This is a genomic window from Enterococcus sp. PF1-24 (assembly GCF_029893325.1).
Classification (GTDB): Bacteria; Bacillota; Bacilli; order Lactobacillales; family Enterococcaceae; genus HY326.
The window spans coordinates 14,827-30,084 of the sequence record NZ_JARXWL010000023.1 but is presented as its reverse complement, the minus strand read 5'-3'; the positions used below and the strand labels follow the sequence as shown (position 1 = coordinate 30,084).

Below are 15,258 nucleotides of genomic sequence, written 5' to 3'. Positions count from 1 at the left end.
TATTTTTATTTAATCCAATTTTGAAGCAGTAACCAAACTTTTGGTAAAAAGATAATTACCCCAACCACAGCTGCAAAAAAAGAAGTTAGTAAAACGGCACCAGCGGCCATATCTTTAACCCTTTTGCCAATGGGATGAAAATGATAATTAGTCACCATATCAACCACATTTTCAAAAGTTGTATTGACGATTTCCATCACAATCACTAAAAAAACTGCTAATAAAATCCACAGCCATTCTTGCAAGTTTAATTTGAAAATAAAACTTGCAAGAATTACTAAAATACCCACGAAAACATGCTTACGCATATTGCGTTCTTCTTTTACAACTGTTTTAAGTCCTTGAATCGCAAATTCGACTGAAGCCACAAAAAACTTATTTTTTTGGGTGTTTTTATCTTTTGAGTCCATAAGCTTCCAAAATCTCCTTTTGTAACCCAAACATTTCCGCCTCATCCTCAGGAGTCATGTGGTCGTAGCCATTGATATGAAGAAAACCATGAACAGCTAAAAAGCCTAGTTCTCGCTCATAAGAATGACCGTATTCTTCCGCTTGCTCAGCAGCTCGTTCAATAGAAATCATAATATCTCCTAAAACTCTTGGCAAGCCAACTTCATCTTCTTCATCAAAAATGATGGCTAACTCATCTTCGCCCGTTTCTTCCAATGCAAAACTGATGACATCTGTCGGTGCATCTTTATCACGATACTCGCGATTAATCACTTGAATCGCTGCGTTATCCATAAAAGTTACTGACATTTCTGCATCTTCTGGCAAATGTAGATGCGCTGCTGCAAATTGCAACAGACTATCTATATCAGCTATTTCTGCTTGAGAAACTTTTTGTGTTTCATCAATAAAAGTTACATCCACTAATCTTCACTTCTTTCTTGTTCCTTCTTCATTTGTTCCGCTTCCGATTTCATTTTCGGATATTTAATTCGTGAATGGAAGGTACTGGCTAAACCATTAATTAAAGATTTTTCAACTTGGCGAATTTCCCCTAAAGTTAAGCCACTTTCATCTAATTGACCATCAAGAATTCGTTTTTCAATTAATTGATGAACAAATTCTTCAATTTTTTCATTAGTTGGATTATCCATCGCCCGTACAGCAGCTTCACAACTATCAGCAATACTGACTACACCAGCTTCTTTGCATTGTGGTTTAGGTCCGGGGTAACGGAAATCTTCTTCTTTTACTTCAGGATTACGTTCTTTTGCTTTGACATAAAAGAAGCTCATTAAAGTCGTGCCATGATGTTGGTAGCAAATATCTACTACCATTTGTGGCATGCCTGCTTCTTCTAAAATTTTCGCCCCATCAATCACATGACCAAAAATAATTTGTTTACTATCTTCTGGTAATAAAAAGTTATGGGGATTTTCTGCCCCGCTTGGTAAATTTTCTACAAAGAAATTAGCGTGTTTAATTTTACCGATATCATGATAGTAACAAGCTACACGAGTTAATAAACTTTTGCCACCAATTTCCGCTACGGCATTAGCGCTTAAATTGGCTACCATCATGCTGTGATGATATGTTCCCGGTGCTTCTTCTAACAACTGTTTTAACAGCGGATGATTGGGGTTGCTCAATTCATTTAAAGCTAACACACTATCATCATTCAATAGCTGTTCAATATAAGGATGTAAGCCCATTGTAAATAAGTAAGATAAGCTACAACCGACAAAGCCACAAACTAAGGTCATCCAGGTTGAGCTTTCTTCAAAAGACATCCCTTGATAAACTACTAAAGTAATAATCATAATCATTGGAAAAATAATGACCCACATAGCCGCTGAAAAACCTTGCTCAACGATTCGTTCCCGCTTAACAACAGCCGCTAACAAACCAGAAAAGGCATAAATCATAATCACTACCGTTAACAAGTTAGTGCCGGCAGATTGATAATGAATAAACATCGCAAATAACGCTTGAAATAAAGCACTGATAATTCCCGCTCGCCGATTAACAAAGAAGCTTAAAACTAACGGTGTAAAGGCTGCTGGAAAAAATAGCGGAATATTCGTTAAATCATCCGTATCAAACACTTGGAATAATTTAATTAGCGAAACACTTAAAATCATCGTAAATACATAGAAAACCACAAAACTAATCCTTCGTTCTTCATCTAACTGACGGGAAAAGTAAATTAATACAACTAATTGTAAAGCAATTGCTAAAACTAAAGCAACGACTGGAAAGACTGACGGACTGCGGTTAGTCATCCCTAACAGGGCTAATTTATCTAAGGCAATTGCATCAATTTGATTTCCTTCACGAACAATGACTTCCCCTTGAAAAATCATGACGGATTGAACGGCATCCATCGCTTCTTTACGCATTTCTTCCGTCCGTTTTTCATTTAAAAACTCATTGGCGATAATACTGCTATCCAATAAATCAGTAATCGCTTGCCGTTGTATATCAGTTAGTTCAATACTCTCTAGTTGGCCTAAAGTTTCTTGTCTGATTGTTGCTAAATCATTTTCACGAATGCGTGAACTCATGGTTTCTGAAAGTTTAGAAATTGTAAGTTCTTCTAATTCTTGCAATTCATCATCTGTCAAACTGAAAACACTCTCATAAAAAGTTGCTGGCAGATTTTGATAGAAATTGATTTGCTCATCGGTGGATGATTCAAAAGTTTTCTTTAAAGCCGCAATTCGTCCATCTAGGGTTGGTTGTGGGATTGTTTCATTCCCTTTGGCATTAGCTTTTTCTTTTTCATAAGTTTCATTAATCTGCAAATTTGTTTCTTCAATCAAGTCAAAGAGCTTTTGAACCTTTTCTTGTTGTTCTTTGGCTAAGTCTTCTTGATAAGTATATTCAGGCGTCACTGCTTCACTAGCTAACTTGCGTTTTTGCTCGGTAGCAGTTACGTTTTCAATTGTTTTATTAGCACGAATGCTTTCTTCGGCAACTTGCCCTTCAGAATAATTAACTGTCTTAGGCTCTACACTGCCATACATAATTAATAGTAAGAATAAAGCAAATAAACCATAAATTACTGGGAAAAAGAATCGCCCCATCTTTTGTCGATATTGCAAAAGGATTTTACCTAGCAATCCAATTCCTCCTCTCATAAAAAAGCTAGCGAAAACTATTAAAAGTTATCCTTTAAATAGTAAAACACCCCTCTAGCTTTTACACTTTTTAGGATTCACCTAACTTAGTTATGCTTTTTTTCAAGTTCATCTCGTTGGTAAGCTTCAATAATATCCGCTACAACTGGATGGCGCACTACATCACTAGCGTCAAAAGTCACAAAATCAATTTTCCGGATATCCTTCAAAGTTCGCTCAGCATGAATCAGCCCACTGGTCACCCCTTTTGGTAAATCAATTTGGCTAGGGTCGCCGTTAACAATCATTTTAGATTGAAAACCTAAACGGGTTAAAAACATCTTCATTTGAGCAATTGTGGTATTTTGTGCCTCATCTAAAATAACAAAGGCATCATCAAGCGTCCGCCCGCGCATATAAGCAAGCGGCGCAATTTCAATAATTCCCCGTTCCATTAAGCGATTGGTATGCTCCATACCAAAAATCTGATATAGCGCATCATAAACCGGTCGTAAATAAGGGTCAACTTTTTCTTTTAAATCCCCTGGTAAGAAACCTAAATTTTCCCCGGCTTCGACTGCTGGACGCGTTAAAATAATTTTTTCAACCTCACCTTTTTTCAAAGCCGCAATCGCCATAACCACAGCTAAGAAAGTTTTCCCAGTCCCAGCAGCGCCGATACCAAAAACCACATCATGTTTTTTGACTGATTCCAGATAGCGTTTTTGACCGACATTTTTCACGCGAATAGGTTTACCGTTGCGGTCTTTCAGAATCTCTTCTTCATACATGTCGGTAAAATAGCCTAACGTGCCTTTGCGAGCCATTTTTAAAGCAGAAATAACATCGGGGGTACTAATTTTTATGCCCCGTTGAATTAAGCTTTGTAAGGTCTTAATAATTTCCGCAACTAATGCGACTTCAGCTTTTTCACCCTCAATTTGAATAACTTCACCTCGAGTATGAATCGTTGTTTCCGTATTTTCTTCTAAAAATTTAATATGTTTATCGTGAGCACCTAAAAGCATACTCGCGTCATCGTTTTCACTTAAATGAATTTCAATTGCTTCTGACTGATTTTCTGTCAAAAAAAAGTCACTCCTTATCCTTATTCATTTGATATCATAATCTTAAAAATCTATGTACGTTAAAACTAACTTTTCTCCTGTTAAAAAATTACGATTTATTTAGTTATATCAACAGTTACACTATTTTACCACAATTATCTCAAAAGGAAAAATATCATAACAAAAATAGTTAAACTTCTTACGAATATTTTTTAAAATTGAAAATAATTTGCTAACTTAAGACCTCAAAAAACAGCTAGGGCAATGCCCTAGCTGTTTACTGGCTCTTCTTATGAATTCAAAAGTTCTTTCACAACTGCATTAACTTGGTTACCGTCAGCTTTACCACGAACTTGCGGCATCACTAAGCCCATTACTTTACCAAATTCCTTCGGCGAAGTAGCGCCAGTTTTAGCAATTGCTTCTTTAACAATATTGCGGATTTCTTCATCTGAAAGTTGTTCAGGTAAGTATTTCGCAACAATTGCAATTTCACCTTTGACTTTTTCTGATAAATCAGTGCGGTCAGCTTTTTCAAATTCTGTTAAAGAATCACGGCGTTGTTTCATTTCGCGAGCCAACACAGCTAGTTCTTCTTCAGCATTTAATTCTTGACCAATTTTGATTTGTTCATTTTGAATGGAAGCCTTCAACATGCGAATGACTTGCAAAGTTTCTTTGTCTTTGGCTTTCATTGCTGTTTTCATGTCGTCATTTAAAGTACTAAGTAATGACATTTAAATCAGCTCCATTTCAGAAATAACTAGAATTTTTTACGTTTTCTAGCTGCTTCAGATTTTTTCTTGCGCTTTACGCTTGGTTTTTCGTAGAATTCACGTTTACGTGATTCTTGCAAAGTACCCGCTTTTGAAACGGAACGTTTAAAGCGACGAAGAGCATCGTCAAGAGATTCGTTTTTACGAACGACTGTTTTTGACATGTTAATTCCCTCCCTCCGACCAATAAAAGTAACCGTTCTGCCAATTGAATAAAACATCAAAAAACAACACTGTCCTTTAGATATTATAGCGAAAGGTTTTTTTACCGTCAAGCAAATATGAAAAAGTATTCAAAAGTATTTTTTTAATGTTCAGCTTTTCCTTGTTTTAATAGCCTTTAGCTAATTTGACTACATTCTTCACAACGACCTAAAATTTCAAAGCGATGGCCTTCAATTTCACAGCCAACCAATTGTTCTTTAAAATAATCCATCGGACACATATAAATTTCACGGGTTTTACCACAGACGGTGCAGATAAAATGATGATGGTGACCAATATGCCCTTGGCAACGACAATGAATGCGGAATTTCATTTCACCATTTAATTCCGTTTCTTCCAATATCTCAAAATCACTAAAATCATGTAAATTTCGATAAATCGTATCATAACTAATCCCCGGAAATATATCACTCATATATTCATGAACTTCTCGCGCCGAGATATAGCGATTGCATCTAGCAAAAAAAGTAATTAAAGCTTCTCTTTTTTTAGTATATTTCATCCCTTGTTCTTTAAGCTTCAACAATGATTCTTCAATAATTGATTGGTTTTCCATAGTTAACTAGACCTTTCTGGCTAAATCAAAATAATTACGATTCCTTCTTTTTTCAAATATGTTATAATAAAATTATCAATTTAGCAAGCGGAGGGTTCCTACAATGGATTTATTGAAACAAAAGCAGCAAATTAACATTTATATTATTTCTGATTCGGCTGGTGAAACAGCTGGAAAATTAGCTCAAGCAGCTAGTGTGCAATACCCATCAATCGAGTTTATCACGGTTCGTCGTCCTTTTGTCACTGACAAAATTTTATTAGAAAAAGCTTTAACCGAAGCCAAAGATGATGACGCCTTAATCATGCAAACAATTGTTCATCCTGAACTAATTGAGTTTTCACAAAATTTTTGCCAAGAACATGATCTTTTCGCATTTGACGTGCTTTCACCTTTCGTGGAAGAAATTCAACGGCGTACAGAAATTACACCAACTTATGAACGTGGTGCCCTGCATCATTTAAATAAAAACTATTTCCGTCGAATTAGCGCTATGGAATTTGCCGTAAAATACGATGATGGTAAAGATCCTCGTGGTTTCTTGAAAGCCGACATCGTATTATTAGGGGTTTCTCGTACTTCAAAAACACCTTTAAGTATCTTCTTAGCTAACAAGGGTTTTAAAGTTGCTAACTTACCAGTGATGCCACAAGCTCATATTCCTAAAGAAATTTGGGAAGTTGACTCTAAAAAAATTGTCGGTTTAACAAACGATCCCGAAATTTTAAACAGTATTCGCCAAGAACGGATGCGGGCTTATGGCTTAGATATCAATACTGCTTATTCAGATATTGAAAAAATCCGTCAAGAATTAACTTACGCTCATGATTTATACGAAAAAATCGGTTGTGAAGTCATCAACGTTGCTTCCCTATCAATCGAAGAAACAGCATCAATGATTTTAAACGCACTAAACTTACAAGATAACAGCTACAGTGATGATTAATTAAAAAGCGGAGAGCGTTCGCTCAACTTCCGAGTAAAATGCATAAACAAATATTAGCGGTGTTTTATACCGCGGATTTGTTTATCATTTTATCGAGTGAAGTTAACGCTCGCAGCTAGATTAAACAAAAAGCGCAGAGCCTTTTTCTGCATGCACCCTTTTAAATCAAACTCAAAAAACTTCTTAGCAAGGTTCTAACAAACCTTTACTAAGAAGTTTTTCTTTATTTCTTTAAGCGACTTTGATTAATCGCTAAAATTTCAGTCAACTCAAAAGGTGTTCCCTGATAAACATCATTTAACCAATTATGATAGAACAAATTAGCATGAGCCCGCCAGTTATTTATAATTTTCCCTTCAGGATCATCATTCACAAAATAATTTTTAGGAAGTGCGGTGGCTAAGCCTTTTTCTGCATCTCGAAAATATTCTTTTTTCAATGAATCCGTGTCATATTCCCAATGACCTAATAAGAAAATATCATGACGGTCTTTTGAAATTAGCATGGTTGCGCCAATTTCAGCTTGAGCGGTCACTGTTAACCGTTCTAAATCAACAGTTTCCATTACTAAACCAGTATAACGGGATTGTGGACAAGCGAAAACATCATCAAAACCGCGTAATAAACGGTCTTCTGAATTTTTTTGCTGTGGAAAAACGCCAAAAAGTTTTTCTGAATAAGCGGTTTTTTCCACGCCATAATGATGATACAAAGCAGCTTGAGCCCCCCAACAAATATGAACGGTGGAATAAACATTTGTTTGCGACCAATCCATAATTGCTTGCAACTCTTGCCAATAATCAACTTCTTCAAAAGCCAGCTGCTCAACTGGTGCTCCAGTAATAATCAGCCCATCATAATACAAATCTTTAACTTCAGCAAATTCTAAATAAAATTTCGCTAAATGATGAATACTGGTATTTTTATGATTATGAGAAGTAATCTTCAAAAAATCAACATCAATTTGCAAAGGCGATTGACTAATTAAACGCAACAACTGAATTTCCGTATCAAGTTTATTGGGCATTAAATTTAAAATTAACATTTTTAAAGGACGAATATCTTGCTGCTCCGCTCGCTGATTATCAATGGCAAAAATATTTTCAGCTTCAATCACTTTTTTAGCTGGAAAATCTTCTAATAGCTTAATCGGCATGCTTTAGCCCTCCAATACTGCAAAAGCTCGCTCTAAATCGGCTAAAATATCTTTCACATTTTCGATACCACAAGAAATGCGGATTAAACCTGGTGAAACGCCACCAGCTAACAGTTCTTCATCACTTAATTGGCGATGAGTAGAAGTTGCTGGATGCAGCGCGCAAGTTCTGATATCGGCCACATGAACCTCTAAAGAAATCATTTCCAAGGCATTCAACCATTTAGCAGCCGCCTCACGACCTTCGGCAATTTCAAAAGAAATCACGCCACATAAGCCATTAGGAACATATTTTTGAGCTAATTCATAATACTCATCTGATTTTAAGCCAGGGTAATGAACTTTACTAACCGTTTTTTGTTTTTCCAAAAATTCTGCTACAATTATCGCATTTTCATAATGGCGATCCATCCGTACTGGCAAAGTTTCCATGCCTAAGTTCAACAAGAAAGAATTTTGTGGTGATGGCGTTGCCCCTAAATCCCGCATTAATTGTACTCGTGCTTTAACAATATAAGCTGATGCGCCAAAAGTTTCTGTATAAACCAAACCGTGATAAGTTACGTCAGGTTCGCTTAATTGTGGGAATTTACCATTTGCCCAATTAAATTTGCCACCGTCAACAATGACCCCACCTGTTTGTACGGCATGGCCGTCTAAGTATTTAGTGGTGCTATGAATGACAATATCTGCCCCAAATTCAAAAGGCCGACAGAAATATGGCGTTGCAAAAGTATTATCCACAAATAAAGGAATTTGATGACTGTGAGCAAAATCAGCAAATTTTTCAATATCTAAAACCGCCAAAGCTGGATTAGCAATCGTTTCACCAAAAACAGCTTTCGTATTCGGGCGTAAAGCTTTTTGCAGCTCAGCTAAAGGCGCACTCGGGTCCACAAAAGTAACTTCAATCCCCATTTTTTTTAAAGTATGGGCAAATAAATTATAAGTTCCACCATAAATATACGAAGACGCTATAAAATGATCGCCGCTCTCCAAAATATTTAATAAAGAAAAGAAAGTCGCCGCTTGACCTGAAGCTGTACATAAAGCTCCTACACCACCTTCTAAGGCCGCAATCTTCTCTTCAGCAGCATTTGTTGTTGGATTCGCTAAACGCGTGTAAAAGAAGCCAGACTCCTTTAAATCAAAAAGAGCGCCCATTTCTTCTGTTGAGTCATAAGTATAAGTCGTACTTTGTACAATTGGCATAACTCGTGGCTCACCATTTTTTGGCTGATAGCCAGCGTGTAAACATTTTGTTTCAAATTCCATCTTGATTCCCTCCAAATATTTAATGGGTTAATTAATAAGCAATAAAAAAAGCCCTTTTATCAACAATATATTGTCAATAAAAGGACGTATAAACGTGGTACCACCTTTTTTTAGAAGCTACGCTTCCCTCAAACCAACATCTGTAAATAACTAAGAGATTGGTGTTCAAGATAACGTTTGAACCTTCCGAAATTGCCTAATGAAAAATAAATATTTTTCTTTCGACAACTTATCCTCAAAGACCATTTTCATTTTCGTCAACTTAGTTCTTTTCACCAAACAGAACCTCTCTAAAAAGTGAGCAAAAATTACTTTTCTTATCACAGGAATAAATATGATATTGATGAAACTATACAGCAGAAAACTTAAGCTGTCAATTTAATATTGCAAGTTTTCTGAATTTTTTAAAAAAATTGTACACCTTCTTGATCAATGCTTAAAATATCAATTCTGGCACCTGTTTGTAAACTTTGTAAACGGGCCACCATCGCTTCTGTTTTTTCTGGCGGTGTCATGACTAAAACAGTTGGACCCGCGCCACTTAGAAAAGCTCCATAAGCGCCGACTTCATGACCAATTGTGCGAATATCTGTTAAATGTGGCACTAATTTTTTACGATATTTTTCATGCCATTTATCTTTTTCCATCATTTTACCAGCTAAAGGTAAATTGCCATTTAAAATCGCAGCAATCAAGACATTGGCAATTCCGCTGGCTTCAACCGCTTCACGATAAGGCATGGTTTCTGGTAAAACATTACGACTTTTGCTCGTTAACAACTCTTCTTTAGGAATATAAGCGATAATATCACACTCTGGAAAATGATGTTTGACATAGCGAACATCACCATCTACATAGCAAGCTACCACAAAATCACCACAAATGGCTGGGGCAACATTGTCAGGATGGCCTTCAATTTCTGTGGCAATTTGAACTTTATCCCGCAAAGACAAGTTTAAATTTCCTAAACGATTAGCTAATTCAATCCCCGCAACAATTACCGAAGAACTACTACCTAAGCCCCGCGCTAAAGGAATATCTGAAGTCATCTTAAGATGCTTCGGCGTTAAGTCAGGGGCAATTTTTAATGCTGTTTCTAGCAATAAATTGCGTTCGTCGCAAGGAATATCTTCCACTAAATTATGACTAATTAACCATTCTTCGCTGTCTTCTAAAACTTCAATATATAAATACTGAGAAAGCGCAATTCCACAAGAATCAAATCCCGGTCCTAAATTGGCACTGGTTGCCGGTACTCTTATTTTCATAGGGAAGCAACTCCATTACGTAAATGTAAACGCATTTCTTCTAAATCACTCATTTTAGAAATTTTAACATCGGTTGCATTAATCGCAGTATCTGGATCTTTTAAACCATTCCCTGTGAAAATCGCCACAACTGTTTCGCCGGCTTTGATTTTGCCAGCTTTGACATGTTGAATCACCCCAGCCAAAGATGCTGCTGAACCTGGTTCAATAAAGACGCCATCTTGAGCGGCTACTTTACGATAAGCATTTAAAATTTCTTCATCGGTTACTGAATCAATATGGCCATGAGATTCATCACGAGCGGCTTCCGCTAAATGCCAACTTGCAGGGTTACCAATCCGAATTGCCGTTGCAATAGTTTCTGGCTGTTCAATAACTTCTCCACGAACAATCGCAGCTGCCCCTTCAGCTTCAAAACCGTGCATTCTTGGCAAGGCTGTGCCTTTAACTTCATGCCATTCTTTAAAACCTTTCCAGTAAGCTGAAATATTGCCGGCGTTACCCACCGGAATCGCTAATACATCTGGCGCTGCTCCTAATTGCTCACAAACTTCAAAAGCCGCTGTTTTTTGACCTTCTAAACGATAAGGATTGACTGAATTTACTAAAGCCACTGCTTCAGTTTTAGCAATATCACGAACTGCTTTTAGCGCTTCATCAAAATTGCCAGGAATAGAAATAATATCCGCTCCATAAGCAATCGCTTGCGCTAATTTACCCATGGCAATTTTGCCATCAGGAATAACTACATAAGCTTTAATGCCAGCCCGCGTTGCGTAAGCTGCCGCAGCCGCACTAGTATTACCTGTTGACGCACAGACAATTGCTTTGGCGCCTTCTTCAACGGCTTTAGCAACCGCCATCACCATACCACGGTCTTTAAAAGAACCTGTAGGATTCAAGCCTTCGTATTTACCGTAAAGCTTAATTCCTAGCTCTTTAGATAAGCTATTTAAAGGAATTAAGGGTGTGTTACCTTCCATTAAAGAAACCAGTGGTGTTTTTTCAGTGATTGGTAAATATTCTTTATATTGATTTAATAATCCTTGATACATAGCCATAGCTTTATGCCCCCAATACTTTCATTGTGTTTATTAAAGTAAAACCATCTAATTGGTTAATTTTTTCAATTACTTCTTGCATTTGTTTTTTAGAAATTGTATGTGTAATCACGATAATACGAGCTTTTTCATCATCCGATGTTTCCTGCACGACTTGATCAAAACCGATGTTGGCATCCGTCATGATTTGAGCTAATTTCAAAAATTGTCCTTCTTCATCGGTTACTTCTAATGAAAAATAATACTTGCCGAAAACTTGACTATCTTCGGTAATCCGGGTTTTATGTTTATAAGAATTAAACATATGACCGGTTGTTCCTAAACGTAAATTTTTAGCAATCGTAATAATATCACTCACAACACTGGTGGCTGTTGGTTTAGCACCAGCACCTGGGCCGTAATACATTGATTCACCAACCCCAGCACTTTCAATAAAGACGGCGTTAAATTCATTGCGGACAGAAGCTAAAGGATGTTCTTTAGGCACTAATGTCGGGCAAACTTCTGCATAAATACTGTCTCCTTGTTTTTCAGAAGAACCAATCAGTTTAATTTCATAACCTAATTTATCGGCCATCGCCACATCGGCTAATGGTAAACCACGAATGCCTTTAATGGCAACCATATTCATATTAATATTCATGCCAAAACCAAATTGACTTAAAATAACCATTTTATAGGCGGCATCAATACCATCCACATCGTTAGTTGGGTCTGATTCAGCAAAACCTAAAGCTTGCGCTTGCGCTAAAGCTGTTTCATAACTCAAGCCTTCACTAACCATTTTCGTTAACATATAATTCGTTGTACCATTAACAATCCCTAAAACTTTTGTGATATCATCCGCCGCTAAGCTATTAGCAATAGTCCGTAAAATCGGAATCCCACCTGCTACACTGGCTTCATAGTACAAATCACAGTGATTTTCTTGCGCTAAAGCAACCAATTCCCCGCCATGTTGCGCTAACAAATCTTTATTAGCCGTTACAATGTGTTTGCCTTTTTTCAAAGCTGCGGTAATGTAGGTTTTTGCAGGCTCCACTTTCCCCATCAGCTCAACAACTACTTTAATTTCTGGATCATCTAAAATAGCGTTAATATCAGTGGTTAAATCCATATCATAGTGAGCTGATTGACGAGCTTTTTCTTCATCATCCCGAACTAAAGCGCGGGCAACAACGATATCCATCCCGGTAACTTGGCTGATTTTTTCCCGATGTTCAGCTAAAATTAGCGGCACACCAGAACCTACCACACCTAGCCCTAATAAACCAATTTTTAGTTTTTCCTTCATAATAACCTCCAAAAATAATACAACGATTAAATTAATTTCATTTTATTCTAATAATTATCTCTTAGTATAACGAAAATCCCTCAAAAAAACTAGAGCTTTTTTGAATTTTTTAGATTTTTCTGATTACTATCAGTGTATTAAAAAAATCCCAGTAGCAATCACTTAAGTGTTAAGTTATGCCGCTGGGAAATCTTTTTTGTTTTCATTATTTTTCAATTCTATTTTGCCAAAAATTCTGCAAATTTTTCGCTAGCTCGGCTTCATTAGAACAGATCTGTGCGCCTTGCCAGTGTAGCGGAAAAAGTTTTTTATAATTATAAGTAGCAAAACGTTGATCTAATAATAAAACCACCCCATAATCGGCCATATCGCGAATCACCCGCCCGGCGGCTTGTAAAACTTTATTCATACCAGGTAACTGATAAGCGTAGGCAAAGCCGGCAGATTTTTTCTCATCATAATATTCACGAATCAAATTTTGCTCATGGTTCATCTGAGGTAGGCCCACCCCAACAATCGCTGTACCAATTAGGCGTTCACCTTTTAAATCAATTCCCTCAGAGAAAATCCCCCCTAAAACGCAAAAAGCTAATAAACTCTCTTGCGGTTCAGCCACAAATTCTGCTAAAAAAGCTTCCCGTTCACTTTCGTTCATTAAAGTATCTTGAATCAAGACTTTAACATTAGGAAAAATTTCTTGAAATAAAGCAGCGGTATCATCTAAATACTGATAAGAAGGGAAAAACACCATATAATTACCTTTTTTAGCCGCTAACATTTGCCCTAAAGCTGCTACAATCGACATTAAACTGCCTTGCCGCTGTTGATAAGTAGTTTGAATGTAATTAGCGATTAAAATTTGTTGCTGCTTTTCTTCAAAAGGACTAGGCAACCGATAACACAAAGCCTCTTCTCCCCCACCTAAGACCTCTTGATAATAATCTAACGGACTAAAACTAGCGGAAAATAAAATACTGCCTTTGCCTTTATCCAACATTTGCTGTAAAAAAGGCGCTGGTTCAATACAAAATTGGCGAATCAACATGTCTCGATAAGTTATTTCCACCGTTGTTTCATAGTGATCATCATAAAATTCACTAATTCTTAAAAACTGCAAGATTCCAAAATAGCAACTTAAAGCTTTTTCTTGGCTGTCATCATTAGGATTTTCTAACAACCACTCACTTAAAACCTCACTTAAACTATACAGGGTATTGATTAAAGAATCCGCTGGCGCTTTTTGATGATGATAACGCCAATCATCTTCCTCAGCAATCTTTTCAATTTTAGCAAATTCTTGCAACGTCCTTTTTAAACTTTTCTGCAGGCCTTGATGGCTTTTAGCTAACTGTTGTTGAAAATCTTGTAAAGAAGCCCGGCTAATTGTCGCCGAATACATCTCTCGTGAACGATTAACTAAATTATGTGCTTCATCAATTAAGAAAAAATAATCATCTTCTGGCTCTTCAAAAAAGCGCCGCAAATAAACCGTTGGATCAAATAAATAATTATAATCCCCCACAATTACATCGCAAAATAAACTGAGATCCAAAGACAACTCAAAAGGACAAACTTGATATTTTTCAGCATAAGTTTCAATAACTGGGCGGCTCATGGTAGTTTCTTGATGCAAAATATCCCAAAGGGCTTGATTGATTTTCGTATAGTAGCCTTTAGCAAAGGGACAATGCTCTGGTGTACAATTGCGTTCTGCTAAAAAACAGATTTTATCTTTAGCGGTTAAAATCACACTTTTAGCCTCGCCACCTGCCTCGGCTAAATCTTCCAGCGCGCCTAAAGCCACTTGCCGTGTAATAGTTTTAGCCGTTAAATAAAAAATCCGCTCCCCATAACCTTCTCCCAACGCTTTAAAAGCCGGAAACAGCGTGGAAATGGTTTTCCCTGTGCCAGTTGGAGCTTCCGCAAATAAACGCTGCTGTAAACGTAAGGTTTTATACGCTGCCACTGCTAACTCCCGTTGCCCTTTGCGGTATTCCCCATAAGGAAAAGTTAAAGCTTGCAACGATTGATTGCGCTGGGCTTGCCATTCTTCTTGAAAAACTAACCATTTATTATATTCTTGAACTAAATCTTTGAAAAAAATCGTCAATTCATCAAATGTAAAAGTTCTTCTTTGACGGGTGATAATTTCTTCGGTTGTTTGAAAATAAGTTAGTTGGACTTGGATTTCAGTCAATTCATTTTCCTTAGCGTAAATATAAGCATAAACTTGTCCTTGAGCAAAAAATAAATCAATTTGTCCTTCATCTAATTGTTCAAAATAAGTTTCTGACGTTTTGATTTCGTCAACAACCCAAAGTTCTTCTTTAAAAATGCCATCTGCCCGGCCTTCAATTGTTAACGACTGCTTATCTGGTAAGGTCTCTTTAATTTTTAAAAAGACTTCTTTTTGATAATCTTCACCTGCTGCTTTTTGTAAGCGGCGATGAATTTTAGCGCCTTCTTGAGGGGTATGACTACTTTGACGCCGACTATCAATATCGCCGCTACGCAAAATAAATTCAACAATTTTCCGAACAGAAATTTTTCTTTTATTCATGGTTGC

Annotated in this window: 14 protein-coding genes and 1 other annotated feature; of the genes, 1 reads left to right on the top strand and 13 read right to left on the bottom strand. The window is 36.9% G+C overall.

Annotated features, from left to right (window positions below; all coding sequences use genetic code 11):
- Positions 1-5: 5 nt before the first annotated feature.
- The 7 genes from M2139_RS10510 to M2139_RS10480 form a co-directional block, all read right to left on the bottom strand.
- The gene (locus M2139_RS10510) at positions 6-410 is read right to left on the bottom strand and encodes a diacylglycerol kinase family protein (protein ID WP_280738799.1); all 405 of its coding nucleotides are present in this window, start codon (positions 408-410) and stop codon (positions 6-8) included.
- Positions 394-873, bottom strand: coding sequence for an rRNA maturation RNase YbeY (gene ybeY, locus M2139_RS10505; protein WP_280738798.1), 480 nt, complete (start codon positions 871-873; stop codon positions 394-396). The genes M2139_RS10510 and ybeY overlap by 17 nt, the downstream gene beginning before the upstream one ends.
- Entirely contained in the window at positions 873-3,071 is a 2,199-nt protein-coding gene (locus M2139_RS10500; protein ID WP_280738797.1) for an HDIG domain-containing metalloprotein, read from the bottom strand. Before M2139_RS10500 ends, ybeY begins: the two co-directional genes overlap by 1 nt.
- Positions 3,072-3,175: 104 nt before the next feature.
- The gene (locus tag M2139_RS10495; RefSeq protein WP_280738796.1) at positions 3,176-4,156 is read right to left on the bottom strand and encodes a PhoH family protein; all 981 of its coding nucleotides are present in this window, start codon (positions 4,154-4,156) and stop codon (positions 3,176-3,178) included.
- Between the two features lie 269 nt (positions 4,157-4,425).
- Complete coding sequence (locus M2139_RS10490; protein ID WP_280738795.1) at positions 4,426-4,872, bottom strand: GatB/YqeY domain-containing protein; 447 nt, start codon at positions 4,870-4,872, stop codon at positions 4,426-4,428.
- A gap of 26 nt (positions 4,873-4,898) precedes the next feature.
- Positions 4,899-5,075, bottom strand: coding sequence for a 30S ribosomal protein S21 (rpsU, locus tag M2139_RS10485; RefSeq protein ID WP_002356740.1), 177 nt, complete (start codon positions 5,073-5,075; stop codon positions 4,899-4,901).
- Between the two features lie 176 nt (positions 5,076-5,251).
- Positions 5,252-5,692 carry a Fur family transcriptional regulator gene (locus M2139_RS10480; protein ID WP_280738794.1) on the bottom strand — a complete coding sequence of 147 codons (441 nt, stop codon included), beginning with the start codon at positions 5,690-5,692 and terminating at the stop codon, positions 5,252-5,254.
- A gap of 103 nt (positions 5,693-5,795) precedes the next feature.
- Between M2139_RS10480 and M2139_RS10475 the strand changes: the two genes are divergently transcribed.
- Positions 5,796-6,638 carry a pyruvate, water dikinase regulatory protein gene (locus M2139_RS10475; protein ID WP_280738793.1) on the top strand — a complete coding sequence of 281 codons (843 nt, stop codon included), beginning with the start codon at positions 5,796-5,798 and terminating at the stop codon, positions 6,636-6,638.
- A gap of 223 nt (positions 6,639-6,861) precedes the next feature.
- Here M2139_RS10475 and metA read toward each other — a convergent pair whose 3' ends face one another.
- The 6 genes from metA to M2139_RS10445 all read right to left on the bottom strand — a co-directional run bounded on the left by metA (position 6,862) and on the right by M2139_RS10445 (position 15,252).
- A complete protein-coding gene (gene metA, locus M2139_RS10470) occupies positions 6,862-7,794 on the bottom strand; it encodes a homoserine O-succinyltransferase (protein WP_280738792.1) in 933 nt (310 codons plus the stop codon).
- A 3-nt stretch (positions 7,795-7,797) separates the two neighbouring features.
- Positions 7,798-9,069, bottom strand: a complete 1,272-nt coding sequence (locus tag M2139_RS10465; RefSeq protein WP_280738791.1) for an O-acetylhomoserine aminocarboxypropyltransferase/cysteine synthase — start codon at positions 9,067-9,069, stop codon at positions 7,798-7,800.
- 77 nt (positions 9,070-9,146) lie between these two features.
- Positions 9,147-9,402, bottom strand: a binding site (T-box leader).
- Positions 9,403-9,473: 71 nt separating this feature from the next.
- Positions 9,474-10,337: a homoserine kinase gene (gene thrB / locus M2139_RS10460; protein WP_280738790.1), complete on the bottom strand. Its 864-nt coding sequence runs from the start codon at positions 10,335-10,337 to the stop codon at positions 9,474-9,476.
- Positions 10,334-11,392 (bottom strand): threonine synthase, encoded by a 1,059-nt coding sequence (thrC, locus tag M2139_RS10455; protein WP_280738814.1) that lies wholly within the window; start codon positions 11,390-11,392, stop codon positions 10,334-10,336. The genes thrB and thrC overlap by 4 nt, the downstream gene beginning before the upstream one ends.
- Before the next feature lie 10 nt (positions 11,393-11,402).
- Positions 11,403-12,692, bottom strand: a complete 1,290-nt coding sequence (locus tag M2139_RS10450; protein ID WP_280738789.1) for a homoserine dehydrogenase — start codon at positions 12,690-12,692, stop codon at positions 11,403-11,405.
- A gap of 205 nt (positions 12,693-12,897) precedes the next feature.
- Positions 12,898-15,252: an ATP-dependent DNA helicase gene (locus M2139_RS10445; RefSeq protein ID WP_280738788.1), complete on the bottom strand. Its 2,355-nt coding sequence runs from the start codon at positions 15,250-15,252 to the stop codon at positions 12,898-12,900.
- Between the last annotated feature and the right edge of the window lie 6 nt (positions 15,253-15,258).

Coding starts and splice junctions, on each gene's coding strand:
- metA (WP_280738792.1), bottom strand. CDS start 7,794: ATGCCGATTAAGCTATTAGAAGATTTTCCAGCTAAAAAAGTGATTGAA.
- thrC (WP_280738814.1), bottom strand. CDS start 11,392: ATGTATCAAGGATTATTAAATCAATATAAAGAATATTTACCAATCACT.
- thrB (WP_280738790.1), bottom strand. CDS start 10,337: ATGAAAATAAGAGTACCGGCAACCAGTGCCAATTTAGGACCGGGATTT.
- M2139_RS10450 (WP_280738789.1), bottom strand. CDS start 12,692: ATGAAGGAAAAACTAAAAATTGGTTTATTAGGGCTAGGTGTGGTAGGT.
- M2139_RS10480 (WP_280738794.1), bottom strand. CDS start 5,692: ATGGAAAACCAATCAATTATTGAAGAATCATTGTTGAAGCTTAAAGAA.
- M2139_RS10475 (WP_280738793.1), top strand. CDS start 5,796: ATGGATTTATTGAAACAAAAGCAGCAAATTAACATTTATATTATTTCT.
- M2139_RS10510 (WP_280738799.1), bottom strand. CDS start 410: ATGGACTCAAAAGATAAAAACACCCAAAAAAATAAGTTTTTTGTGGCT.
- rpsU (WP_002356740.1), bottom strand. CDS start 5,075: ATGTCAAAAACAGTCGTTCGTAAAAACGAATCTCTTGACGATGCTCTT.
- M2139_RS10490 (WP_280738795.1), bottom strand. CDS start 4,872: ATGTCATTACTTAGTACTTTAAATGACGACATGAAAACAGCAATGAAA.
- M2139_RS10465 (WP_280738791.1), bottom strand. CDS start 9,069: ATGGAATTTGAAACAAAATGTTTACACGCTGGCTATCAGCCAAAAAAT.
- M2139_RS10445 (WP_280738788.1), bottom strand. CDS start 15,252: ATGAATAAAAGAAAAATTTCTGTTCGGAAAATTGTTGAATTTATTTTG.